The organism is Xanthobacter nonsaccharivorans, assembly GCF_043194755.2.
GTDB classification, from domain to species: Bacteria; Pseudomonadota; Alphaproteobacteria; order Rhizobiales; family Xanthobacteraceae; genus Xanthobacter; species Xanthobacter autotrophicus_G.
Map to the genome: position 1 here is coordinate 4,944,935 of NZ_CM195526.1, position 21,545 is coordinate 4,966,479.

The window sequence follows — 21,545 nt, forward strand, 5'->3', positions numbered from 1 at the left end:
TTCAAGTCGTCAGGCAGCCTCGGGGCGCGGCAGGCGTCCCTTGGGCGGGAGGGCCGGCGCCTTCATAAGAAGGCGGCACAGGCGGCCCAGGGTTTCACGCATCTGGTGGCGGTGCACCACCATGTCGATCATGCCATGGTCGCGCAGATACTCGGCACGCTGGAAGCCCTCGGGGAGCTTCTCGCGGATGGTCTGCTCGATCACGCGCGGACCGGCGAAGCCGATGAGGGCGCCGGGCTCGGAAATCTGCACGTCCCCCAGCATGGCATAGGAGGCGGTGACGCCGCCCGTGGTGGGGTTGGTGAGTACGACGATGTAGGGCTTCTTCGCCTCGCGCAGCTCCTGGATGGCTGCCGTGGTGCGCGGCATCTGCATGAGGGAGAGGATGCCCTCCTGCATGCGCGCGCCGCCGGAGGCCGCGAACATGATGAAGGGCGTGCCCTTCTGCGCCGCGGTCTCGAGCCCCTTCACCACCGCCTCGCCGGCGGCCATGCCGAGCGAGCCGCCCATGAAGCCGAAGTCCTGCACGGCAATGGTCACCGGCAGCTCGTCGAGCTGGCCGGTCGCCACCTTCACCGCGTCCTGGTAGCCGGTCTTGGCGCGGGCGTCCTTCAGCCGGTCGATATAGCGGCGCTCGTCGCGGAACTTGAGCGGATCGGTGGCAGCCTCCGGAAGCGGCACCTCCTCATAGACGCCGTTGTCGAAAGTGGCCTTCAGCCGCGTCACCGCATCCATGCGCATATGGTAGCCGGATGCGGGAATGACGTAGAGATTCGCCTCGAGATCCTTGTGGAACACCATCTGCCCCGTCTCAGGGCATTTCACCCAGAGGTTCTCGGGCACCTCGCGCCGCGCCAGGAAGTCGCGGATCTTGGGGCGGACGACGTTGGAAATCCAGTTCACGGGATCATCTCCGGCAGGCGGACGGCGGCGCTGCAGCGCACACCGGCGCGTCTCCATGTAATGCCAAGGACGCCGCGGCGAAAGTGCGGCAGGATGCGGCGCTCATGGTCACACGCCTCCGGAATGGCGGAAAAGGACGGGGTGGCGGCGCCCCGGCTCCTCACTTCCGGACCGAGCGGACCGCGTCGGCAAGCTCCTCGGCGAGGGCGACGACGCCCTGGAGGGTGTTTGCGGTGGCCTTGCCTTGGGCATCGAGGGTGCGGCGGACCACCTCCACCAGGGCCGAGCCCACCACGACCGCGTCGGCCCCCGCGGCGATGGCGGCGGCCTGCTCGGGCGTCTTCACGCCGAAGCCCACGGCCACCGGCAGGTCGGTGTGGCCCTTGATGCGCTTCACCGCCGACGCCACCGCATCCGCGTCCGGCGTGGCCGAGCCGGTGATGCCGGTGATGGAGACGTAATAGACGAAGCCCGCGGTGTGCTTCAGCACCGCCGGCAGGCGCTTGTCATCGGTGGTGGGCGTGGCGAGGCGGATGAAGTCGAGCCCGGCATCGAGGGCCGGGATGCACAGCTCGTCGTCCTCCTCGGGGGGCAGGTCCACCACGATGAGGCCGTCCACGCCCGCATCCCTGGCGTCGGCGAGGAAGCGCTCAACTCCATAGACATAGATGGGGTTGAAATAGCCCATGAGGACGATGGGGGTGAGCTGGTCCTCCTCGCGGAAGGCGCGGACCATGCCGATGGTCTTGGCCAGGGTCTGCCCGCCCTTCAGCGCGCGCAGGCCCGCCGCCTGGATGGCCGGGCCGTCGGCCATGGGATCGGTGAAGGGCACGCCAAGCTCGATCACGTCGGCCCCCGCACCCGGCAGCGCCTTCAGGATGGCGAGGGAGGTTTCCCCGTCCGGATCGCCCGCCGTGACGAAGGTGACGAGGCCGGGCCGGCCTTCCTCTTTCAGCGCGGCGAAACGGGTGGAGATACGGGTGGTCATTGGCCTGCCTGGATGGGGAGGAGAAGGGAGGGCGAGGAACGCCCTATTTCTGGCCGGTGATGGCGCATTTGGCGCTCTTGGCGGAGGTCCCGCCGAGCAGGCGCACCTGGTCCGTCCCGGTCACGCCGCCCACGATGGAGAACAGGGTGGTGGAGGACTTGCCGAGCGAGCGGCTGCCGGCGAAGAACTCGCAGGTCACGTAGGCCTCGGCCACGGTGGCGCTGCCGGTATTCTTCACCGCCACGCTCACATAGGCGCCGGCCGCATCGGTGAACACCTTGCCGGGAGTGAGCTGCAGGGTGGCCGCATCAGCGAGCGCCGGCCCGGCAACCACGAGGAGAAGGCCGGCGAGAAGGGTGGAGAAAGGCTTCATAGTCTCGTCCCCAGAATCTCCGCCACCTGGGGCACGTCCTTGTCCCCACGGCCGGAGAGGTTCACCACCATGAGGTGGTCGGCCGGCCGCTTGGGCGCGAGCTCGACCACCTTGGCAATCGCATGGGCGGATTCCAGCGCGGGAATGATGCCCTCGAGCCGGGTCAGCAGCTGGAAGGCGTCGAGCGCCTCCTGGTCGGTGCAGGACAGATAGGTCACCCGGCCCACGTCGTTCAGCCAGGAATGCTCCGGCCCGATGCCGGGATAGTCGAGGCCGGCCGAGATGGAGTGGGCCTCGGTGATCTGGCCGTCGCCGTCCATCAGCAGATAGGTGCGGTTGCCGTGCAGCACGCCCGGGCGGCCGCCGGCGATGGACGCGGCATGCTCATGGGTATCGAGGCCGCGGCCCGCCGCCTCCACGCCGAAGATCTCCACCGAGGGATCGTCGAGGAAGGGATGGAACAGGCCCATGGCGTTGGAGCCACCGCCCACGCAGGCGACGAGGCTGTCCGGCAGCCGGCCCTCCATCTCCTGCATCTGCGCGCGCGTCTCGCGGCCGATGATGGACTGGAAGTCGCGCACCATGGCCGGATAGGGGTGCGGGCCGGCCACCGTGCCGATGCAATAGAAGGTGTCGTGCACGTTGGTCACCCAGTCGCGCAGCGCCTCGTTCATGGCGTCCTTCAGGGTGCGCGAGCCGGACTGCACGGGCACCACCTCGGCGCCCAGCATCTTCATGCGGAACACGTTGGGGGCCTGGCGCTCCACGTCCACCGCGCCCATGTAGACCACGCACTTCAGCCCGAAGCGCGCGCACAGGGTGGCGGTGGCGACCCCGTGCTGGCCGGCGCCGGTCTCGGCGATGATGCGCTGCTTGCCCATGCGGCGGGCCAGCATGATCTGGCCGAGCACGTTGTTCACCTTGTGGGAGCCGGTGTGGTTCAGCTCCTCGCGCTTCAGATAGACCTTGGCGCCGCCGAGATGCGCGGTGAGGCGCTCGGCGAAATAGAGCGGCGAGGGCCGGCCCACGTAATGGGTGAGATAGCCGGCCATCTCGGCGTGGAATGCGGGATCGGCCTTCGCCACCTCGTAGGCCTGCTCCAGGTCGAGGATCAACGGCATCAGCGTCTCGGCGACAAAGCGCCCGCCATGGATGCCGAAATGTCCCCGGTGATCCGGGCCGGTGCGATAGGAATTCAGAGCGGTCACGACGCACGCACTTTCGATGAGAGATTTTCGGGCCCGTCCGCGCCGGCGGCGGGCAAGGGCTTGTCGGAGAAGCCGGCGACGGCGCGACGGGCCGCAGCGACGAAGGCGCGGATCTTCTCGGGGCTCTTCACGCCGGGGGCATCTTCCACACCAGACGATACGTCCACCCCGTCCATCCGGGCCTCGGCGAGGGCCTGCGACACATTGTCGGCATTGAGCCCACCGGAAAGCATGAGTGGACGACCGACGTCAAGGCCGGCGACGAGGCGCCAGTCGAACGGGCGCCCGTTGCCGCCCGGCAGCAGCGCGCCGGGATCGGGCTTGGCGTCGAACAGGATGCGGTCGGCGACCCCGGCATAGGCGGGCAGGACGGCAAGGTCCTCCCGCCGGCCCACCGGCAGGGCCTTCATCACCGGCAGGCCGAAACGCGCGCGGATGGCGGCGACCCGCTCCGGCGTCTCGTGTCCGTGCAGTTGCAGGATGTCGGGAGAGAAGGCCGCGACCACCTGCTCCAGCAGGGGATCGTCGGGGTCCACCAGCAGCGCCACCACCTTCGCCCGGCCGCCGACGCGGGCGACGAGCGCGGGCGCCTCGGCGAGGGACAGATGACGGGGGCTCTTCGGGAAGTGCACGAACCCCACGAGATCCGCCCCCGCCGCCAGGGCAGCGTCCAGGGCTTCCGCGGTCTTGATGCCGCAGATCTTCACCTCGAGGCGCCGATCGTCGCTTCCCATCACTTGAAACCTTGCGGCTACCGCCTGCCCCCGGGGCCGGCGGGCGGGACGCGGCGCGTCCCGGTCACGTCTCCACGCGGGTGAACTGTCCGGCCTTGCGGAAGCGCCAGAGATAGGTGGGCAGCACCGCGGCGAGCGCCGTCGGCGAGAGCTCCAGCCCGGCGAAGGTGCGGCCCTCCGCCCTGGCGGCCTCGGAGACCACGTTGTCGACGCGCAGCATGGCCACCTGGTCGGTGGTCAGCGGCGCGCCCGGAGCCCACTGGGTCAGCCGGGCGATGAGATCCGCGAGGCCGAACGGCAGGTCCATGAGGATGCGCTTGGCGCCGATCTCGTGCAGCATCAGCTCCATGAGCTCGCGGAAGGTGCGCACCTCGGGCCCGCCCAATTCGTAGGTGGCGCCGGCCTGCGCCTTGCCGTCCACGGCCTTGAGCACGGCGACGGCGACATCGCCCACGAACACCGGCTGGAACCTGGTGGCCCCGCCGCCGATCAGCGGCAGCACCGGGGACAGGCGCGCCATGGCGGCGAAGCGGTTGAAGAAAGTATCCTCCGGCCCAAACATGATGGAGGGGCGGAAGATGACGGCATCGGGCACCGCGGCCCGCACCGCGGCCTCGCCCTCCGCCTTGCTGCGGCCGTAGCCGGACGGCGAGCCGGGATCGGCGCCGATGGCGGAGATGTGGACCAGCGGCGCGCCCTGGGCCGCGGTCGCCGCGGCGATGGCGCGGGCGCCGAAGACGTGAAGCGCATCGAAGCTCTGGCGTCCACCCTCGGCCAGCACGCCCACGAGGTTCACCACCGCCTCGGCGCCGTCCACGGCGCGGGCGACGCTCTCCGGATACCGCACGTTGGCCTGGGAGACCTGGACCTGACCCACGAAGCCGAGGGGCTGGAGGAAGCCGGCGAGCTCGGGCCGCCGCACCGCCACCCGCACGCGGTAGCCGCGCATGGCCAGCGCGCGCACCACGTGGCGGCCGAGGAAGCCCGACCCGCCGAACACCGTCACCAGGCTCTCGTTCACCGGACGATCGGTCACCGTCACATCGCTCATGCCGAACCCCCGCCTTGCCGGCCCCGTGCCGGCCCTCTGCCGGACCTGCGAACCGCGCCGACAGTCCTCTATATAGAGTGCGCGCAGCACATACGCGATGCGGGCAGCATCCGTAAAGGCGCCGCAACGCCGCCGGCCGGCCCGGATTCTCGCGACGGTGAGTTGACGCAGGCGCGCGTCCCCACTATAAGCCCGGCACTTCGTTGGCGGCGCAAGTCGCCGGCAGACTTCGTCATTCATGCGCGACGCGGCAGGGCCGTATGACCCTTTCCCGCCGGGCGCGAACCAGCAAGGATGGCCGATGGCCAATACGCCTTCCGCCAAGAAGGCGGTGCGCAAGATCGCGCGCCGCACCGAAGTGAACCGCTCTCGCCGGTCCCGCGTGCGCACCTACCTGCGCAAGCTCGAGGACGCGCTGTCGACGGGCGACGCCACGGCTGCCACCGCGGCCTTCAAGGCGGCCGAGCCGGAGATCATGCGCGCCGTTACCAAGGGCGTGCTTCACAAGAACACCGCCTCCCGCAAGGTGTCCCGCCTTGCGGCGCGTGTGAAGAAGCTCAGCGCCTGATCTAGATCAGTCAAACAGACTGACTTTCTGTAAAGGCCCGGTCACGCCGGGCCTTTTGCTTTGCGCCAGCCCGAGAACTCTTTTGGCGGCGCGTCCGGCTCCCGGGAGCCCCCGCCGGGCGGCGGCTTGCCGCAGACACGCCCGGCGGACGGCAGAAGCCGATTCCCTCCGACCGTCAAGGGGGCATGTCGGGCGCCCCTTTGCCGGCACCGCATCCTCCCCCCGGGCCGCTCAGAAAAAAAACATCCCGGTGAAGAGCTTAGAGGCAAAGGCTCGAAGAAGGGCCGCAACGGCCCCTTTCCTCCGGTACTTGATGACCAGGGGCGACGCAACGGCCGCCAACGCGGGAGGTTCGGACAGGCGAGGGAATCTCGTTGCAGCAACAGAGGTTTGCCGGCTGACTTCAGGATGTTTGCAAGACGGGACGCCGGGGGTCTTACCCCCGTTATCCCACGGCGCGGGGGAAAGGCGTTGCACCCCTCAGAGGGCCTGTGTATGTTCAGACCCACTCCGGGAGCGACACCGGACTTCACCGACAGACTGAAGATCTCTAGGCTCTTCGTGGATGAGGAGGGGGCTGTTTTGTCTGTATTCACCTATTCCCCCTTCGTATTCTTACGTACCGCGCGTAGCTGGAAGCTTCGTCCGTCGCAGCTATGCTGAGAGTGGACATCAGGTCCCACTCTGGGCACGTTTGAGAACAAACAAAAATCTGCTTGAATCCAAAAGCTGCCGATGGTTTTTCATCGGCGGGAATGGGGCGGCTATGACTTCTGGGATTAACGCGGCAGCGGATGCAGCGCATTTTGGCTTTCCCCCTGCGGTTCCGCATCTCGCGGGCTCCGGGGCAAGCGCAAGCCCTCCGACCGTGCCGTGCTGCCCCCCGTTCGACGCCGTCAAGGTTCGCGCATGAAAGTGCGCTGAAGCCTGAAGTCTCCTGAGAGACACCGCCGAACCGATTCAACCATATCCGCACGAAGCCGCGCAGCCCGCGAGGGCGCGAAGGGCTTTTGCGTCACAACCAGGGAACCGCCTTGCGGGCGGACGGAGCTTTATGCTCAAGCCTCATTCCCCGGACGCCTCGCGCGCCGGCTCTTCCTCCTTTCAGCCCGCCCTTGCGGAGACCGTCGGCATGGATTGCGCCTCGACACCTTGGGAGCGCGTGCGTCAGCGCCTGCGCGAGGAGATCGGGGAGGAGAAGTTCACGAGCTGGTTCGCGCGCATGGACCTCGACGCCCTCACCGGCGATACGATTCGCCTCTCGGTGCCGACCCGCTTCCTGAAATCGTGGATCCAGGACAACTACCTGCCGCGTATCGCCGACATCTGGGCCGAGGAGAGCGGCGCCCGGCGCCGCGTCGACCTGTCCGTCCGCAATGCTTTCGCCCGACCGGTGGCCCTCAAGGCGAGCGCCCCGCGTGAGGTGGTAACCGAGCGCCCCGAGACGCGTGGCCCCCAGGCGCGCCAGCCGGACGGCCGTGCCCAGGATAGCCGCGCCCAGGACGCCCGTGCCGAGGCGCGCCCCGCCGATGCCCGGCCCGATTCCGCCCGCAGCGCCGAGGGGCGTTCGGAAGGTCGCGAATCCGCCATCGTCGGCGATGTGGCCTCCGGCTCGCCCCTGGACCCGCGCCTCACCTTCGAGAGCTTCGTGGTGGGCAAGTCCAACTCGCTCGCCTTCGCCGCCGCCCGGCAGGTGGCCGAGGCGGCCAGCGGCACCGCGCCGATCTTCAACCCCCTCTATCTCCATGCGGCCGTCGGCCTCGGCAAGACGCACCTTCTGCAGGCGGTGGCGCGCGCCGGCGCCCTTCACGGCCGCCGGACCACCTACCTCACCGCCGAGCGCTTCATGTACGGCTTCGTCGCCGCGCTGAAGAGCCATTCGGCCATCGCCTTCAAGGACACGCTGCGCACCATCGACACCCTGGTGATCGATGACCTTCAGTTCCTGAAGGGCAACAACCTCCAGCAGGAATTCTGCCACACCCTCAACGCCTTGCTCGACGGCGGCCGGCAGGTCGTGGTGGCTGCGGACTGCGTGCCCGGGGACCTGGAGCACCTTGACGAGCGCGTGCGCTCGCGCCTCGCCGGCGGTCTGGTGGTAGAGCTCGGCCCGCTGGAGGAAGACCTGCGGCTGGAAATCCTGAAGGCCCGCTACCAGACCCTCACCGAGCTGCATCGCGGCTTCACCGTCCCCGCCCCGGTGCTCGAGTTCCTCGCCCGCTGCGTGGGCCAGAGCGGCCGCGACCTCGACGGCGCGCTCAACAAGCTGCTCGCCTTCAACCAGCTGACCGGCGAGCCGGTGACGCTGGAGATGGCGGAGAATGCGGTCAAGGACCTCATCCGTCCCACCGACCCCAAGCGGGTGCGCGTGGACGACATCCTGCGGGTCGTGGCCAAGCACTACAACGTCACGCGCGCGGACCTGCTCTCCCAGCGCCGCACCGCCACGGTGGTGAAGCCGCGCCAGATCGCCATGTATCTCGCCAAGACGCTCACCCTGCGCTCGCTTCCGGAAATCGGCCGGCGCTTCGGCGGGCGCGACCACACCACGGTGCTCCACGCCGTGCGCAAGATCGATGGCCTGGTGTCCAGCGATCGTGCCCTGGCGGAGGAAATCGAGGTGCTGAAGCGGCTCGTGCTGGAGGCCTGAGGCGGCTCGTCCGTCCCCTGGGACGGACCCGGCGCGGCACCGGTCGCGTTAAAATTCCGCCCGGCTCCTGCCGTCCAACCCTTGCCTTGGCGCTCAGCGGGCGGCAATGTCTGCGGCCCGGCGCCCGTTCGTTCGGGCGCCCCGCGCGGCGATGTTCTCGTTGCAGCGCGGCAGCCACACCGGTGCACGTTCCGTCCGGCCGCAGCGGCAGTCGGAAGGGCCTGCGTGCTCCATCCCTGAATCTCGAGGCGACCCCGCCGGCGGAATCCGAAGGCTTCCGCGGCAGGCCGGCTCAGAGCGAAGAGTGAACGGGCCCAGACCATGAAGGTCACCGTCGAGCGCGCCGAACTTCTCAAATCGCTCAGCCACGTGCACCGTGTGGTGGAGCGGCGCAACACCATCCCGATCCTCGCCAACGTGCTGATCAAGGCCGGCAAGGGCGGGCTGGAGCTGAAAGCCACGGACCTCGACCTCGAGGTGGTGGAGAGCGTGCCGGCGGAAATCGGCCAGGCGGGCGCCACCACCGTGCCGGCCCACGTTCTCTACGACATCGTGCGGAAGCTGCCTGAAGGCGCCCAAGTTCAGCTCGAGGCTGGCGGCGACCGCGGCACCCTGACGGTGCGCGCCTCCCGCGCCCGCTTCTCGCTCCAGACCCTGCCGGAAGCCGACTTCCCGGACCTCGCCGCGGGGGAATTCTCCCATACCTTCAAGGTGAAGGGCGCGGAGTTCCGGCGCCTGGTGGACAAGACCCAGTTCGCCATCTCCACCGAGGAGACGCGTTATTACCTGAACGGCATCTACCTGCACGTGACCGAGGGCGCCGCCGGCAAGTCCATGCTCCGCGCCGTCGCCACCGACGGCCACCGCCTCGCCCAGGCCGAGCTGGAAGCCCCGGCCGGCGCTGCCGGTCTGCCGGGCGTGATCGTGCCGCGCAAGACCGTCGCGGAAATCCAGAAGCTGTTGGAGGACAAGGAGGCGGAGGCCACCATCTCGCTCTCCAGCACCAAGATCCGGGTGCAGGTGGGCGGCATCGTCCTCACCTCGAAGCTGATCGACGGCACCTTCCCGGACTATGGCCGCGTGATCCCGCAGGGCAACGACAAGATCCTGAACGTGGACAAGGACGAGTTCGCCGCCGCGGTGGACCGCGTGTCCACCGTGTCCAGCGAACGCGGCCGCGCGGTGAAGCTGTCGCTCGGGGACGGCAAGATGACACTGTCCGTCACCAATCCCGATTCGGGCAGCGCCACCGAGGAGCTGGAGGTGGACTACGCCGCCGAACCCCTCGATATCGGCTTCAACTCCCGCTACCTGCTGGACATCACCTCCCAGCTCGAAGGCGACACGGCGGAGCTGAAGCTCGCCGACCCCGGCTCGCCCACGCTGGTGCGCGATTCCACCAAGACCGACGCGCTGTACGTCCTCATGCCCATGCGGGTGTGAGGCTGAAGGGGCACGGAAGCGACGCGCCTGCCGGGGACCGCCTCCGGCCGGCGCCTGCCCAGCCCTGATGCGCCGCCATGCTCCGCGCCACCGTCCGCAAGCTCACCCTCACCCGCTTCCGCTCCTATGCGGGGGCGCAGCTGAGCGTCGGCGCGGGCCCCGTGGTGCTCACCGGCCCCAACGGCGCCGGCAAGACCAACGTTCTCGAAGCCGTCTCCTTCCTGTCTCCCGGCCGCGGTCTTCGACGCGCCCAGCTGGCCGAGGTCGGCCAACGGGAGGCGGACCTCGGCGAGGACGCAGCTTCCGCCGCCTGGGCGGTGTCCGCCCTCGTGGATGGCGCGCTCGGCGAGGCCCGGCTCGGCACCGGGTTCGACCCGGCACAGGATGGCAGCCAGCGGCGCTGCCGCATCGATGGGGAACCCGCCTCCTCCGCCAACGCTTTCCTCGATCATCTGAAGGTGCTCTGGCTGACGCCGGAGATGGATGGCCTGTTCCTTGGTCCGCCGGGCGACCGCCGCCGCTATCTCGATCGGCTGGTGCTGGCGGTGGATGGCGCCCACGGCACACGGGTGAACGGCCTTGAGCGCGCCCTGCGCTCGCGCAACCGCCTCTTGGAGGAGAACGGCTCGGCCCGCTTCCTCGATGCGGTGGAGCACGAGGTGGCTGAGCTCGCGGTGGCGGTGGCGGCGGCGCGGCTGGAGACGGTGGCGCGCCTCGCGGCGGAGATCATCGCCCATCGCGACGAGGCCTCCCCCTTCCCGTTTGCCGGGATCGCCCTCGACGGCGCCGTGGAGCGGTTGCTCGCCACCCATCCGGCGCTGGAGGTGGAAGACCGCTACCGCGCCGTGCTCCGTGACAACCGTCCGCGCGACCGCGCCGCCGGGCGCACGCTGGAAGGCCCCCACCTCACGGATTTGTCGGTGAGCCATGGTGAGAAACGCCTGCCCGCGGCGCGCTGCTCCACGGGGGAGCAGAAATCCCTGCTCATCGGCCTCACCTTGTCCCATGCGCGGCTGGTGGGGGCCATGCAGGGGCTCTCGCCGGTGCTGCTTCTGGACGACGTGGTGGCCTACCTGGACGCCGCCCGGCGGGCAGGCCTGTTCCAGGCGCTGCGCCGCCTCGGCGCGCAGGTCTGGATGACAGGGGCCGACCCCACGGCCTTCGCCGCCCTGGAGCAGGCTGAGCGCTTCAGCATCTCCCCCGGCCGGATCGCACCGGCCTAGAACGTGAAGACCGAAACGTCCGGCCGCGCGATCATGAGCCAGAAGATGGCGAGCACCGCCGCAAAGGCGGGAAAGCCGAAGGCGAACCAGGTCCAGAACAGCCGGTGATAGGCCGCCGGCAGGCTTACCCCGGCCAAGGCAGCCGCTTCCGCCAGGTCCCGCATGCGCATCTGCATGAACACCACGGGCAGCCAGAAAGCGCCTGTCAGGAGATAGAGCAGGATCGACAGCACGATCCACCCCTCCCCCAGCCGATAGCCGGCCGTCATGGCGAGCAGTCCCCCCGTGACCGGCTGCAGCAGCACGGCGGTGGCCGTGAAGACGAAATCCGCCAGCACTACGATGCGCGCGACCGCCGCCGCCTTCACCGCTTCCCCCGTGAGATGGGCCGCCACCATGAAAAAGGCGATCCCGGCCCCGGTGCCCAGCAGCACGGTCGCGCCGATCACATGCAGGTACTTCAGGACGAAATAGGTCATCAGCGGTCCCTCAGCAAAGCGAGGGCCACCACGTGCAACATGGCAATGGGCACGATCTTCACCAGCGGCCCCAGCGGGTCCGCCCACAGGTGCGGCGCGAGAAGGGTGGCCGAGGCGGCATAGAACAGGCTGAGGCCGAGCCCCGCGCCCAAGGCCATGCGCGCCGTCTTGCGCAAGGCGATGCCCATGCCAATCGCCAGGTCGGCCAGCGCTCCTGCGACTGCCAGCGGCAGCGCCAGCGCGCCGGCGCCCGCCTCCACCAGGATCGCGTGGCCCGCCGGCAATGCGGGCCCCAGCGACAGGATGCCGGTGACGGCCCAGAAGAGCGCGAGCGTGATGAGGACCAGGGGCTTCAGCAGGTACAGAGTCGCAAACCAGCGCTCCTGCACCCCGGCGGGCTCCGCGGTCAACGCCGCCGACAGGGAGCGGGGCGCAATACCGGTCATCCTCGTCCAGGTCGCCGGATCACCCGAGGCGCCGCGGCGGATCTCCGTGAGGATGGTGGTGCGCATCGGCGGGCGCCAGCCGAACAAGCCGGCGAGGTCGCCGAGGCGGAAGAGGACGGACGCCATCGCCAGCGGCAGGATCACTTCCCGTGCCGGACGATAGCCGAGCCAGCGCCGGTAGAGGCGGATCACATCCGCAAAGGCCAGATGCTCCGGGCCCGGCAGGTCAAGCACCATCCCGGCCGGAGCGCCGGGCCGCAGGAAATAGGCGATGGTCTCGGCCAGATCATCGAGCTGCACGATGTCGAGGGTGCCGGTGCCCGGCACCACAGGCAGGATGGGCAGCGCGGCGAGGCCGCGGAACAGGGCACTGCCGCCATAGGCCTGACGCCCCACCACCACGGCCGGGCGCAGCACCACCACGTCGAGCCCGCTCGCCAGAAGGGCCGCGTCGCCCGCCCTTTTGGTTCGCGAGAAAGCAGTAGGCGTCGCGCTGTCGAGACCGATGGCCGAGATTTGGACGATGCGCTTCACGCCGGCGGCCAGGCACGCCTGCGCCAGCGCCGCCGCGGCGGTCTCGTGGATGGCGCGGACGCTTTCGCCCGGCGCATCCTGGAGCAGGCCGGCGCAGTTCACCACCGCATCCATGCCCGCGAGATGGCCGGCGAGCGCTACGGCGGACAGGCGGGCGACGTCGAGGGCGAGCCACCGCACATCCGGGCGGCTTGCGGCGGCCCCGGCAACGGAGCGGGCCATGCCCAGCACCTCGTGCCCGTCCGCCCGCAGGCGCGCCACCACGGCGGAACCGATGAGGCCGGTCGCGCCCAGCACCGCGACACGCATGGCAAATCCTGACTGCCGGCACATGGGTCGTGCCGGCCGTTTCGGCTTACCTCAGGCTTGGGAGTCCTGTCACCTGCACCATCAGCCGCGGCCGACGAGCGGCATCTTGGTGGCCATCACGGTCATGAACTGCACGTTGGCTTCCAGCGGCAGGCTGGCCATGTAGACCACCGCGCTCGCCACATGGGCGACATCCATCACCGGCTCGGCCTTGATGGAGCCGTCGGCCTGCGGCACGCCAACCTTCATCCTCTGCGCCATGGGCGTGTCGGCGTTGCCGATGTCGATCTGCCCGCAGGCGATGTCATGGGCGCGGCCGTCCAGCGAGGTGGACTTGGTGAGGCCGGTCATCGCGTGCTTGGTGGCGGTGTAGGGGGCCGAGAAAGGCCGCGGCGCTGTGGCGGAGATGGAGCCGTTGTTGATGATGCGTCCGCCGCGCGGCGTCTGCGCCTTCATCACCCGGAAGGCCTGCTGCGTGCACAGGAAGGGACCGGTGAGATTGGTGTCCACCACCGCCTTCCACTGGGCGAAGGTGAGATCCTCCATCGGTACGGCGGGGGCACCGGTGCCGGCATTGTTGAACAGGAGGTCCAGACGGCCGTACTTCTCGACGGTGGCGGCAAAGAGCGTGCGCACCGAATCGGGATCGGTCACATCCGTGGGCAGGCACAAGGTGTCCGCGCCGGGCATGCCGGCCACCGTCTCCTCCAGCGCCTCCAGCCGGCGACCGGCGAGGGCCACTGCATAGCCGGCCGCGCCAAGCGCCACCGCGACGGCGCGTCCCACGCCCGAGCCCGCTCCGGTGACAATGGCGATCTTCCTGCTCATGGCCGCTCCTCCCCTTTTTCCTGTGCGTTGCCGGGGGGTATTAAATCGTTTTGAGGAGCGGCGACAACTCCCCTCGGCACCTCAATCCGGCACGCGGGCGGCGAGGCTGTCGAAATCGATGTAGTGACCGGCGCGGTCGCGCTTGGAGGCGAGGTAACGGACATTCTCCGCCGTGGGCCGGCCGAGCACCCGCTGGTCCGCCACCACGTCGAGCCCGCCCGCCTTCAAAGCGGCGATCTTCAGCGGGTTGTTGGTGAAGACGCGCACCGTCCGCACCCCCAGCTGGCGCAGCATCTCCGCGGCGAAGTCGAACCGGCGCTGGTCGAGGCCGAAGCCGAGGGCCGCATCGGCGTCGAAGGTGTCGAAACCCTGCGCCTGCAGAGCGTAGGCGCGCATCTTGTTGGAGATGCCGTTGCCGCGGCCTTCCTGGTCCAGATAGAGCAGGATGCCGCCCTGCCCTTCCGCCATGCGGTGCACGGTGTCGCGCAGCTGGTCGCCGCAATCGCATTTCAGCGAGCCGAAGAGGTCGCCGGTGAGGCAGGCGGAATGCAGCCGCACCGCGACGGGCCCCGACAGGTCCGGCCGACCCACCACGATGGCCACCTGGTCGCGCAAGCCCTCGCCGCCCCGAAACACCACGAACTCCGTCTCCCCCGCCCCCTCAAGGGGCACCGGGGCGCGGCCGACCATGCGCAGCTGTGCCACTTGCGTGGCGCGGTAGGCCATCACGTCTTCAAGCCGGACGCGAACCGCGCCCTCCGTCGCCGCCGCCGGCAGGGTGAGGACAACAGCCGCCGGCAACACCAAGGCGAGGCGCAGCAGCTCCAGCGCGGCCGCATCGAAATCGGACGCCGGAGCGACCGGAGCATCGATATGCGCGTCGATGGACAGGGCGAGATGGGCGATACGCGACGCGTCTAGCCGCGGCAGAGCGACGGAGCCGGACTTCTCGCGCGCCGCCCCGAGCCGCGTCAGGCGCGGCGCCGGCAGAACCAGACGGGCGTCACCCGCGCCCAAGGCCCCGAGCGCATCCGCCGCGACCGCCTCGAAGGTCTCCGCGGCCATGACGAGGGCGGCAGCTCCCGGTCCCTCCAGAAGCACGGCACGGCCCGCGCGCACCTCGGCGAGCGCACGCTCCACCGCGATCTCGCCCGAGGCGCGGGCAAGGCCGAGACCGTCTATCGCAAGCGTCATGTCGACCTCTCAAAGCGATCCGCGCCGAAGGCCGGAACGTAACAAAATCCGTGTATTGGCGTTCCTGCCATATGCGACGCTTACGGCAGGACCGCACCGATGGATGAGATGACCGCGCAACGACGGCCCGGGCGCCATGCTCCCGGCCCGGAGGAGGTGGCGACACCCGCAAGCGTGCGCAAGGGCGATGCGCTGGCCGAACGACCGTTCGTGATCGCCCAGCTGGGCCAGTCCCTGGACGGGCGGATCGCCACCACATCCGGAGAATCCAAGTATATCAACGGCCCGCATGCCCTCGACCACCTGCACGCCTTGCGGGCCTCGGTGGATGCGGTTGTGGTGGGGGTCGGCACCGTGATGGCCGACGATCCCCTGCTCACGGTGCGGCGGACCGCCGGCCGCAGCCCTGCGCGGGTGGTGATCGATCCCTCCGGGCGGGCCGATCCCCACGCCCGCTGCTTCCAGGCGGATGGCGCCCGACGCCTGGTGGTGCGCCGACCGGGCGTGTCGACCCCGCCGCCCCCCGACATCGAGGTCGTGCCGATGGACGGCGCCGGCGCCCTGTCCCCCGCCGCCATCCTCAAGGCATTGCTGGGGCATGGCTTTTCCCGGATCCTCGTGGAGGGCGGGCCGCGCACGCTCAGGTCATTCCTCGATGCCGGAGCCATCGACCGGCTTCACATCTTCGTGTCCCCGGTCATCCTCGGCGCGGGGCGCATCGGCCTCGAGCGCAGCGCGTGCGACAGTCTCGCCGATGCCCTGCGGCCGCCCACGCGGGTCGAGGTCTTCCCGGACGGGGACGTGCTGTTCGAATGCGACCTTTCGGGCACGCAGCCGGCAACAGGTGAAACGGAGGCGACATCCCGTGACCCCAACCCCGACACCCCAAGCGCCCACGCCCCAGCCCATTCCCTACGCGCCGCCGGCTAGGCGGCTGCACTGGATCATGGCGGCGCTGGTGCTCACCGTGATTCCCGCCGGATTCATCATGATGAACATGCCGTCGGGACCCGCCCAGGATCAGCTGTTCGACCTGCACCGCTCCATCGGCTTCACCATCCTTTGCCTCGCCGTGGTCCGCGTCACCGTGCGCCTGCTCATCCCGCCGCCACCACCGCCGGCAAGCCTGCCTGTGCTTCAATGGCGGGTGGCGGAGACGGTGCACTACGCGCTTTATGCGCTGCTGCTCGGGATGCCCGTGCTGGGGTGGCTCGCCTCCAACGCCTTCGGCTCGACGGTGAGCGTGTTCGGACTGTTCAACTTGCCGGACATCATCAGGAAGGACGACGCCCTCGCCGACCTGTTCGGCACATGGCATGCGCGACTCGGCTACACGATCTCCGGCCTTCTCGTCGTGCACATCGGCGTCGGGCTTTGGCACGGCTTCATCAAGCGCGACGGGATACTGTCGCGGATGCTGCCATCCATTTCGCGCTGAGCCGGCTGAGCACACCTATTGCATTGCAGCACAGACGACCGGCGTGGAACGAAGGGTCTGCGTTGACATGCCGGCGAAGCACTCCTACCACTTGTAGGCCGGCCGGTTTGTAATGCAGGACGGGGCCATCCCGGCTCCGTTCATAGGGGATCAAATCGCATGGCCCTACGCGTGTCCGGAAAGAACATCGACGTCGGCGAGGCTCTTCGCCAGCGTCTTACCGAGCGGGTCTCCGAAGTCCTCGCGAAATATTTCGACGGTGGATGGTCGGGACACGTCACCGTCGCCAGGGACGGCTCCGGTTACCGCTCCGAATGCATGCTCCATCTCGATTCGGGCGTGAACCTGCAGGCGCATGGCGCCGCGCAGGATCCCAATGCCTGCGCCGATTCGGCGGTGGAGAAGATCGAGAAGCGCCTGCGACGCTACAAGCAGCGGCTGAAGGGCCGTCAGGCTCACGCCGCCAATGGCTTCGCAGCCCAGAGCTACGTGCTCAGTGCCGCTCCCGAAGCTGAGACCGAGGACGAGCTCGAAGGCTGGAGCCCCACCGTGGTGGCCGAGCAGGTGACGCGCCTGCGCAGCCTTTCGGTGGCCGATGCGGTGGTGGAACTCGACATCACCGGGGCGCCGGTGGTGGTGTTCCGACATGCCGGCCATGGCCGGGTGAGCGTCGTCTATCGACGTCCGGACGGGCATGTGGGGTGGATCGACCCCGGCGCAGAGGAACTGCACTGAGCCCAGGCCACTGCGGGCCTCGGTTCCCGACGCGGCTTAAGGCTGTGTCTTCAGACGACGCAGCTTGAGACTTGGGCGCGATCCCTTTAAGGAGGCGCGAAGATGACCTCCGGGGGGCGCGCCCTCCGCGTGTAGAACAGAGACGGATCTGGCTTTGCGGGGGGCCGCCGGGCTGTTCCTCCCGCAAAGCATCCGGCTCTTGCGTCCGCCGCCTTTCGAGCCTCGGCCGCTCGCCGCAGGGATCCGATCATGCCTCTCGCCGACCTTCTCTCCCCCAACGCGGTGTTCCCGATGCTGCGGGCGAGTAGCAAGAAACAGGCGCTCCAGGAATTGTCGCACCAGGCGTCGCTCCTGATGGGTCGCGATCAGCGCGAGATTTTCGAGACGCTTCTGCAACGCGAGCGCCTCGGGTCCACAGGTGTCGGCAACGGGATCGCCATTCCGCACGGCAAGCTGCCGGGCCTCCCCAAGCTGTTCGGCCTGTTCGCCCGGCTGGAAAAGCCCATCGACTTCGAATCGCTCGACGGGGCACCGGTGGACCTGGTCTTCCTGCTGCTCGCGCCGGAAGCCGCGGGCGCCGACCATCTGAAGGCCCTCGCCCGCGTTGCGCGCATGCTGCGCGATCCGGATATCGTGGAAAAGCTCCGCGCCACCCGCGATGCGGGCGCCATCCACACGCTTCTGACGGCGTCCTCCGCCTCCAACGCGGCATAGCAAAGAGCGCGGCCCCTTCGGACCGCGCCCCGATTCCCAGCTCACCGCCCGATGCACGCCGTCAGTGCACGCTCATGGTCACCAGCTGGTGTTCCTTGGCGTTGGCAAGCGCCGCCTCGCGGCTGTCGGTCAGCATGATGGGCGTGCCGTCCGCGGCGTGCAGCGTGAACAGCGTCATCCCCGGCGCGATCTCGGGCGCCTGCGGAAAGAGCTGCTGCACCTCCTCCGAGCGGATGCTGCGCACATAAGCGATCTGCCCGCCGCCCAGCACCGCGAGGGCCTCGGGGCTCATCTCGTGATCGGTCTCGTGTGTTTCGTATGTCATGGCCTTACTCCTCACTCCTGGCAGCGCGGCACGCCTCGCCCCTCACGGGCGGGAGACAATGTCGATGCGCTTGGCGTGGCGAGCGGGCTCCGGACGCACCAGATCCACGGACAGAAGTCCGTTCTTCAGTTCCGCTCCGAGCACGTTCATGCCCTCGGCCAGAACAAAGGTGCGCTGGAACTGGCGGGCGGCGATGCCCCGATGCAGGAAGATGCGGCCCTGCCCATCCTCGACCTGCCGGCCCCTGATGGTCAGCTCCTTCTCTTCGAGGACGACCTCGAGCTGCTCTGCCGTGAAGCCTGCCACCGCCAGCGTGATTCGCAGGCGAAGCGGCTCCCCGGCCGACTCAACCCTCTCCACATTGTAGGGAGGATACCCGTCGGCGCTCTTGGCCACCCGGTCGAGCGCCCGCTCGACCTCGTCGAACCCCAGAAGAAAGGGGGACGACAGCGAAGACATCCGCGACATCGGTCAAAGCCCTCGTCAAGCGACTTTGCGTTGCCGGGCGCGCACCTATCCGGCCGCGCCCGCCGGGGCCCTTACGGCACCCCGACAGATGCCATATGGGGACGCGCGACTGCCGCTGCAAGGCATGGCTCAGGCCGCGCGGCGCGGCCCCACCGCTGCCACCGGGGCAAAGCTGTCGGCATCGGCGGCGGCCCAGTCGAGGGCATAGGGTGTTTCTTCCGGCATCTCCAGGAGCGACCCGGCCCCGATGAAGGGATAGATGCGGTCGAGCGGCTTCACCTCGATGGGGCTGACCCGGTGCCACACATGGTGCGGCAGCAGCTCCCGGGGATGGGAGAGCCCGGCTGCCGCCACCAGGTCCGCCAGGGCGCTCACCGTGCGATGGTGGAAGCTCGTGACCCGCGCCGCCTTCTCCGGCACCACGAGTCCGCGCTGGAGGTGGGCGTCGTTGGTGGTGACGCCGGTGGGGCAGGAACCCGTGTGACAGCGCATGGACATGACGCAGCCCAGCGAGAACATGAAGGCGCGGGCGGCGTTGCACCAGTCCGCGCCGATGGCCATGTTCGCCGCCATGGAGAAACCGGACGTGACCTTGCCGGACGCGGCAAGCCGCACCTCCGAGCGCACGCCCGTGCCCACCAGCGCATTGCGCATCAGGATGAGCCCCTCGCGAAGCGGCATGCCGAGATGATCGGCAAGCTCGTGCGGGGCGGCGCCGGTGCCGCCCTCGGCCCCGTCCACCGCGATGAAGTCCGGCCGGATGCCCGTCTTCACCATGGCCTTGGCGAGGGCGAACACCTCGCTCGGATGGCCCACGCAGAGCTTGAAGCCCACCGGCTTGCCGCCGGACAGCTCGCGCAGCTGCGCCACGAACTCCATCAGCTCCGCCGGGGTGGAGAAGGCCGAGTGGCGCGAGGGGGAGATGCAGTCCTCGCCCATGGCGATGCCGCGGGTCTCGGCGATCTCCGCCGTCACCTTGGCCGCCGGGAGCACACCGCCATGCCCGGGCTTGGCGCCCTGGGACAGCTTGATCTCCACCATCTTCACCTGATCGTCCGCCGCCCGCTCGGCGAAGCGTTCCGGCGAGAAGGTGCCGTCGCGGTTGCGGCAGCCGAAATAGCCCGAGCCCAGCTCCCAGACGATGTCGCCGCCATGGATGCGGTGATAGGGCGAGAAGCCGCCCTCGCCCGTGTCGTGGTAAAAGTGGCCGTTGCGGGCGCCGAGGTTCAGGGCCTCGATGGCATTGCGCCCCAGCGAGCCGAAGCTCATCGCGGAAATGTTGAGCACCGAGGCCGAATAGGGCCTGGCGCAATCCGGCCCGCCCACCTCCACCCGGAACGGCTCCTTGCTCACCGGCGCGGGGGCGAGCGAATGGGTCATCCACTCATACTCCGCGGCATAGGTGTCGAGCTGGGTACCGAAGGGCTGGCGGTCCTCCTCGTTCTTCGCCCGTGCGTAGATGATGGAGCGATCTTCCCGGTTGAACGGGCGCTCGGACAGGTCATCCTCGATGAGGTATTGCCGCAGATAGGGGCGCACGGCCTCGAAGATCCAGCGCACCGAGCCGATGACCGGATAATTGCGCAGCAGGGAATGCTCGGACTGGGTGATGTCGAACACCCCCACCAGCACCAGCGGGAAGAGCAGGCAGAAGCCCACCAGCCACACGGACCTTGCAGTGAAGGACAGGAGGAGGCACGCCAGCGCTGCCGCCACGAGGGCGATGAAGACGCCGTAGCGCTTCAGGAGCATGCGGCTCGAGGGCGAGACGAACTCACGCCGAAGCGACGGCGCGGCAGGCATCTTCGCGGGATCGGCGATGGTCATGGCGACGGTCCTCCCATCGCCAAGCTAGAGCATTTTTCCGCTCCCATGGATACCGTTTCCATCGGAAAACACGGATATAACAAGATCTTGCCCGCACCTATCGCTGCTGCGTCGCAGCAGGGCGAAGGACCGCCTCAGGCCAGCTCCACCGCGGTGGCGGCGAACTTCCCGGCGAGCGCGCGCACGATGCCGACCTGGCTCTTCAGCTCGCTCCAGTAGCGCCGGTGCAGCTCCAGATTGACCACCGTCCCGGCGCCGAAGCTGCAGCGGCGCGCCACCTCGTCCCAGTCGATGCCGCCCCAGCCCACGGGCAGATGCAGGTCACCCTCCCCCAAAGCGGCGCGCTCGGCCTCGTCAAGGGCCCAGCTCTCCTGCGGACGACCGAAGCTGTCGTGCACATGGACATGACGGGCATAGGGGGCGAGGGCTGCGATCTCGGCCATGAAGCTGGCGCGCGCGTCGGTGCAGCGCAGGAAGGCGTGGCTCACGTCCAGCGTGGCACGGACATGGGGATGGTCCACCGCATCAAGCTCGGCGGCGAGGCGGGACGGCAGCGCGGTCTCGCGCATGGGCTCGAAGCGGAAGATGTTCTCCACGCACAGCACCACGTCGGCCGCGGCGGCCTTGTCGCCGGCGCGGGAGAGGGCGTCGCGCTGGCGCTTGTAGGCCACGGCGATGTCGTCCTCGCCGCGGACGCAGCCGGAATGGAGCACGAGGTTGGTGGCCCCCAGGGCCCCGGAGATGGCAATCGCCGCATCCAGCGCGGCCTCGTGCCGGGGCAGCGCCCCCAGCGGGGACATGAGATTGATGGCGAGCGGGCCGTGCACCGTATAGCCGAAGGGGCGGTCGCGGGTCGCCTTCACCAGCCGGTCGAGGCGGTCGGATCGCACCTTCCCGTCCACCACGAGGGTCCAGGCGAATATGGGAAGTTCAACGAATTCGACGCCGGTTTCCTCGGCTTCGTCGAGCTTTTCGACGATATCATCGAACTCGGGCGAGTTGGCGCGGATCGAGTAGCCGATACCCCGAATGGGGGCAGCCGGAGCGCGAGCGTCCATGGTGAGTCTCCCTCTGATTTCGCTGCTTCCCCCGGCAGGATGCGCCCGG

Annotated in this window: 22 protein-coding genes; 8 read left to right on the forward strand and 14 right to left on the reverse strand. The window is 69.0% G+C overall.

Annotated elements, in window-relative coordinates; translation table 11 throughout:
• Nucleotides 1–9: 9 nt before the first annotated feature.
• The 6 genes from accD to V5F59_RS22650 all read right to left on the reverse strand — a co-directional run bounded on the left by accD (nucleotide 10) and on the right by V5F59_RS22650 (nucleotide 5,257).
• Nucleotides 10–903 carry an acetyl-CoA carboxylase, carboxyltransferase subunit beta gene (accD, locus tag V5F59_RS22625; protein ID WP_393980530.1) on the reverse strand — a complete coding sequence of 298 codons (894 nt, stop codon included), beginning with the start codon at nucleotides 901–903 and terminating at the stop codon, nucleotides 10–12.
• A 160-nt stretch (nucleotides 904–1,063) separates the two neighbouring features.
• Entirely contained in the window at nucleotides 1,064–1,891 is an 828-nt protein-coding gene (gene trpA, locus V5F59_RS22630; protein ID WP_393980528.1) for a tryptophan synthase subunit alpha, read from the reverse strand.
• Nucleotides 1,892–1,934: 43 nt separating this feature from the next.
• Nucleotides 1,935–2,264: a hypothetical protein gene (locus V5F59_RS22635; protein ID WP_393980526.1), complete on the reverse strand. Its 330-nt coding sequence runs from the start codon at nucleotides 2,262–2,264 to the stop codon at nucleotides 1,935–1,937.
• Entirely contained in the window at nucleotides 2,261–3,472 is a 1,212-nt protein-coding gene (gene trpB, locus V5F59_RS22640; RefSeq protein ID WP_393980524.1) for a tryptophan synthase subunit beta, read from the reverse strand. The genes V5F59_RS22635 and trpB overlap by 4 nt, the downstream gene beginning before the upstream one ends.
• Nucleotides 3,469–4,206 (reverse strand): phosphoribosylanthranilate isomerase, encoded by a 738-nt coding sequence (locus V5F59_RS22645; RefSeq protein ID WP_393980522.1) that lies wholly within the window; start codon nucleotides 4,204–4,206, stop codon nucleotides 3,469–3,471. The genes trpB and V5F59_RS22645 overlap by 4 nt, the downstream gene beginning before the upstream one ends.
• A gap of 64 nt (nucleotides 4,207–4,270) precedes the next feature.
• Nucleotides 4,271–5,257: a complex I NDUFA9 subunit family protein gene (locus V5F59_RS22650; RefSeq protein WP_393980520.1), complete on the reverse strand. Its 987-nt coding sequence runs from the start codon at nucleotides 5,255–5,257 to the stop codon at nucleotides 4,271–4,273.
• A gap of 301 nt (nucleotides 5,258–5,558) precedes the next feature.
• Between V5F59_RS22650 and rpsT the strand changes: the two genes are divergently transcribed.
• From rpsT to recF, 4 genes are all read left to right on the forward strand, one after another.
• Nucleotides 5,559–5,825, forward strand: a complete 267-nt coding sequence (gene rpsT / locus V5F59_RS22655; protein WP_393980518.1) for a 30S ribosomal protein S20 — start codon at nucleotides 5,559–5,561, stop codon at nucleotides 5,823–5,825.
• Nucleotides 5,826–6,957: 1,132 nt separating this feature from the next.
• Entirely contained in the window at nucleotides 6,958–8,475 is a 1,518-nt protein-coding gene (dnaA, locus tag V5F59_RS22660; RefSeq protein WP_393981169.1) for a chromosomal replication initiator protein DnaA, read from the forward strand.
• Between the two features lie 321 nt (nucleotides 8,476–8,796).
• Nucleotides 8,797–9,918 carry a DNA polymerase III subunit beta gene (gene dnaN, locus V5F59_RS22665; protein WP_393980516.1) on the forward strand — a complete coding sequence of 374 codons (1,122 nt, stop codon included), beginning with the start codon at nucleotides 8,797–8,799 and terminating at the stop codon, nucleotides 9,916–9,918.
• 77 nt (nucleotides 9,919–9,995) lie between these two features.
• Complete coding sequence (gene recF / locus V5F59_RS22670) at nucleotides 9,996–11,141, forward strand: DNA replication/repair protein RecF (RefSeq protein ID WP_393980514.1); 1,146 nt, start codon at nucleotides 9,996–9,998, stop codon at nucleotides 11,139–11,141.
• Here the strand turns inward: recF and V5F59_RS22675 are convergent.
• From V5F59_RS22675 to ribA, 4 genes are all read right to left on the reverse strand, one after another.
• A complete protein-coding gene (locus V5F59_RS22675; protein WP_393980512.1) occupies nucleotides 11,138–11,620 on the reverse strand; it encodes a DUF2269 family protein in 483 nt (160 codons plus the stop codon). The two genes, recF and V5F59_RS22675, sit on opposite strands and share 4 nt — an antisense overlap.
• On the reverse strand, nucleotides 11,620–12,909 hold the full coding sequence (locus V5F59_RS22680) for an SDR family oxidoreductase (protein WP_393980510.1): 1,290 nt from the start codon (nucleotides 12,907–12,909) through the stop codon (nucleotides 11,620–11,622). Before V5F59_RS22680 ends, V5F59_RS22675 begins: the two co-directional genes overlap by 1 nt.
• An 81-nt stretch (nucleotides 12,910–12,990) precedes the next feature.
• The gene (locus V5F59_RS22685; protein ID WP_393980508.1) at nucleotides 12,991–13,737 is read right to left on the reverse strand and encodes an SDR family oxidoreductase; all 747 of its coding nucleotides are present in this window, start codon (nucleotides 13,735–13,737) and stop codon (nucleotides 12,991–12,993) included.
• Between the two features lie 81 nt (nucleotides 13,738–13,818).
• Nucleotides 13,819–14,931 (reverse strand): GTP cyclohydrolase II RibA, encoded by a 1,113-nt coding sequence (gene ribA, locus V5F59_RS22690; RefSeq protein WP_393980506.1) that lies wholly within the window; start codon nucleotides 14,929–14,931, stop codon nucleotides 13,819–13,821.
• Nucleotides 14,932–15,030: 99 nt separating this feature from the next.
• On the opposite strand from ribA, the gene V5F59_RS22695 reads away from it, so the two are divergent.
• The 4 genes from V5F59_RS22695 to ptsN all read left to right on the forward strand — a co-directional run bounded on the left by V5F59_RS22695 (nucleotide 15,031) and on the right by ptsN (nucleotide 17,818).
• Nucleotides 15,031–15,861: a RibD family protein gene (locus V5F59_RS22695; protein WP_393980504.1), complete on the forward strand. Its 831-nt coding sequence runs from the start codon at nucleotides 15,031–15,033 to the stop codon at nucleotides 15,859–15,861.
• A gap of 16 nt (nucleotides 15,862–15,877) precedes the next feature.
• Nucleotides 15,878–16,369 carry a cytochrome b/b6 domain-containing protein gene (locus tag V5F59_RS22700; RefSeq protein WP_509211142.1) on the forward strand — a complete coding sequence of 164 codons (492 nt, stop codon included), beginning with the start codon at nucleotides 15,878–15,880 and terminating at the stop codon, nucleotides 16,367–16,369.
• A gap of 159 nt (nucleotides 16,370–16,528) precedes the next feature.
• Nucleotides 16,529–17,104 (forward strand): ribosome hibernation-promoting factor, HPF/YfiA family, encoded by a 576-nt coding sequence (gene hpf, locus V5F59_RS22705; RefSeq protein ID WP_393980500.1) that lies wholly within the window; start codon nucleotides 16,529–16,531, stop codon nucleotides 17,102–17,104.
• 249 nt (nucleotides 17,105–17,353) lie between these two features.
• Nucleotides 17,354–17,818 (forward strand): PTS IIA-like nitrogen regulatory protein PtsN, encoded by a 465-nt coding sequence (gene ptsN, locus V5F59_RS22710; protein ID WP_393980498.1) that lies wholly within the window; start codon nucleotides 17,354–17,356, stop codon nucleotides 17,816–17,818.
• Nucleotides 17,819–17,879: 61 nt separating this feature from the next.
• On the opposite strand, the gene V5F59_RS22715 is transcribed toward ptsN, so the two are convergent.
• The 4 genes from V5F59_RS22715 to V5F59_RS22730 form a co-directional block, all read right to left on the reverse strand.
• Nucleotides 17,880–18,143 carry a BQ00720 family protein gene (locus V5F59_RS22715; RefSeq protein ID WP_393980496.1) on the reverse strand — a complete coding sequence of 88 codons (264 nt, stop codon included), beginning with the start codon at nucleotides 18,141–18,143 and terminating at the stop codon, nucleotides 17,880–17,882.
• Between the two features lie 42 nt (nucleotides 18,144–18,185).
• The gene (locus V5F59_RS22720) at nucleotides 18,186–18,611 is read right to left on the reverse strand and encodes an Hsp20 family protein (protein ID WP_393980494.1); all 426 of its coding nucleotides are present in this window, start codon (nucleotides 18,609–18,611) and stop codon (nucleotides 18,186–18,188) included.
• A 129-nt stretch (nucleotides 18,612–18,740) separates the two neighbouring features.
• Entirely contained in the window at nucleotides 18,741–20,363 is a 1,623-nt protein-coding gene (locus V5F59_RS22725) for an FMN-binding glutamate synthase family protein (RefSeq protein WP_393981167.1), read from the reverse strand.
• Between the two features lie 209 nt (nucleotides 20,364–20,572).
• On the reverse strand, nucleotides 20,573–21,496 hold the full coding sequence (locus tag V5F59_RS22730; protein WP_393980492.1) for a sugar phosphate isomerase/epimerase family protein: 924 nt from the start codon (nucleotides 21,494–21,496) through the stop codon (nucleotides 20,573–20,575).
• Nucleotides 21,497–21,545: the final 49 nt, after the last annotated feature.

Bases quoted from the DNA above. Each gene is read 5' to 3' on its own strand.
- ptsN (WP_393980498.1), top strand. From the start codon at position 17,354: ATGCCTCTCGCCGACCTTCTCTCCCCCAACGCGGTGTTCCCGATGCTG.
- V5F59_RS22725 (WP_393981167.1), bottom strand. From the start codon at position 20,363: ATGCTCCTGAAGCGCTACGGCGTCTTCATCGCCCTCGTGGCGGCAGCG.
- V5F59_RS22680 (WP_393980510.1), bottom strand. From the start codon at position 12,909: ATGCGTGTCGCGGTGCTGGGCGCGACCGGCCTCATCGGTTCCGCCGTG.
- V5F59_RS22650 (WP_393980520.1), bottom strand. From the start codon at position 5,257: ATGAGCGATGTGACGGTGACCGATCGTCCGGTGAACGAGAGCCTGGTG.
- V5F59_RS22695 (WP_393980504.1), top strand. From the start codon at position 15,031: ATGGATGAGATGACCGCGCAACGACGGCCCGGGCGCCATGCTCCCGGC.
- V5F59_RS22635 (WP_393980526.1), bottom strand. From the start codon at position 2,264: ATGAAGCCTTTCTCCACCCTTCTCGCCGGCCTTCTCCTCGTGGTTGCC.
- dnaA (WP_393981169.1), top strand. From the start codon at position 6,958: ATGGATTGCGCCTCGACACCTTGGGAGCGCGTGCGTCAGCGCCTGCGC.
- V5F59_RS22700 (WP_509211142.1), top strand. From the start codon at position 15,878: ATGGCGGCGCTGGTGCTCACCGTGATTCCCGCCGGATTCATCATGATG.
- V5F59_RS22715 (WP_393980496.1), bottom strand. From the start codon at position 18,143: ATGACATACGAAACACACGAGACCGATCACGAGATGAGCCCCGAGGCC.
- trpA (WP_393980528.1), bottom strand. From the start codon at position 1,891: ATGACCACCCGTATCTCCACCCGTTTCGCCGCGCTGAAAGAGGAAGGC.
- V5F59_RS22685 (WP_393980508.1), bottom strand. From the start codon at position 13,737: ATGAGCAGGAAGATCGCCATTGTCACCGGAGCGGGCTCGGGCGTGGGA.
- V5F59_RS22645 (WP_393980522.1), bottom strand. From the start codon at position 4,206: ATGGGAAGCGACGATCGGCGCCTCGAGGTGAAGATCTGCGGCATCAAG.
- recF (WP_393980514.1), top strand. From the start codon at position 9,996: ATGCTCCGCGCCACCGTCCGCAAGCTCACCCTCACCCGCTTCCGCTCC.
- dnaN (WP_393980516.1), top strand. From the start codon at position 8,797: ATGAAGGTCACCGTCGAGCGCGCCGAACTTCTCAAATCGCTCAGCCAC.
- V5F59_RS22730 (WP_393980492.1), bottom strand. From the start codon at position 21,496: ATGGACGCTCGCGCTCCGGCTGCCCCCATTCGGGGTATCGGCTACTCG.
- ribA (WP_393980506.1), bottom strand. From the start codon at position 14,931: ATGACGCTTGCGATAGACGGTCTCGGCCTTGCCCGCGCCTCGGGCGAG.
- rpsT (WP_393980518.1), top strand. From the start codon at position 5,559: ATGGCCAATACGCCTTCCGCCAAGAAGGCGGTGCGCAAGATCGCGCGC.
- hpf (WP_393980500.1), top strand. From the start codon at position 16,529: ATGGCCCTACGCGTGTCCGGAAAGAACATCGACGTCGGCGAGGCTCTT.
- V5F59_RS22675 (WP_393980512.1), bottom strand. From the start codon at position 11,620: ATGACCTATTTCGTCCTGAAGTACCTGCATGTGATCGGCGCGACCGTG.
- V5F59_RS22720 (WP_393980494.1), bottom strand. From the start codon at position 18,611: ATGTCGCGGATGTCTTCGCTGTCGTCCCCCTTTCTTCTGGGGTTCGAC.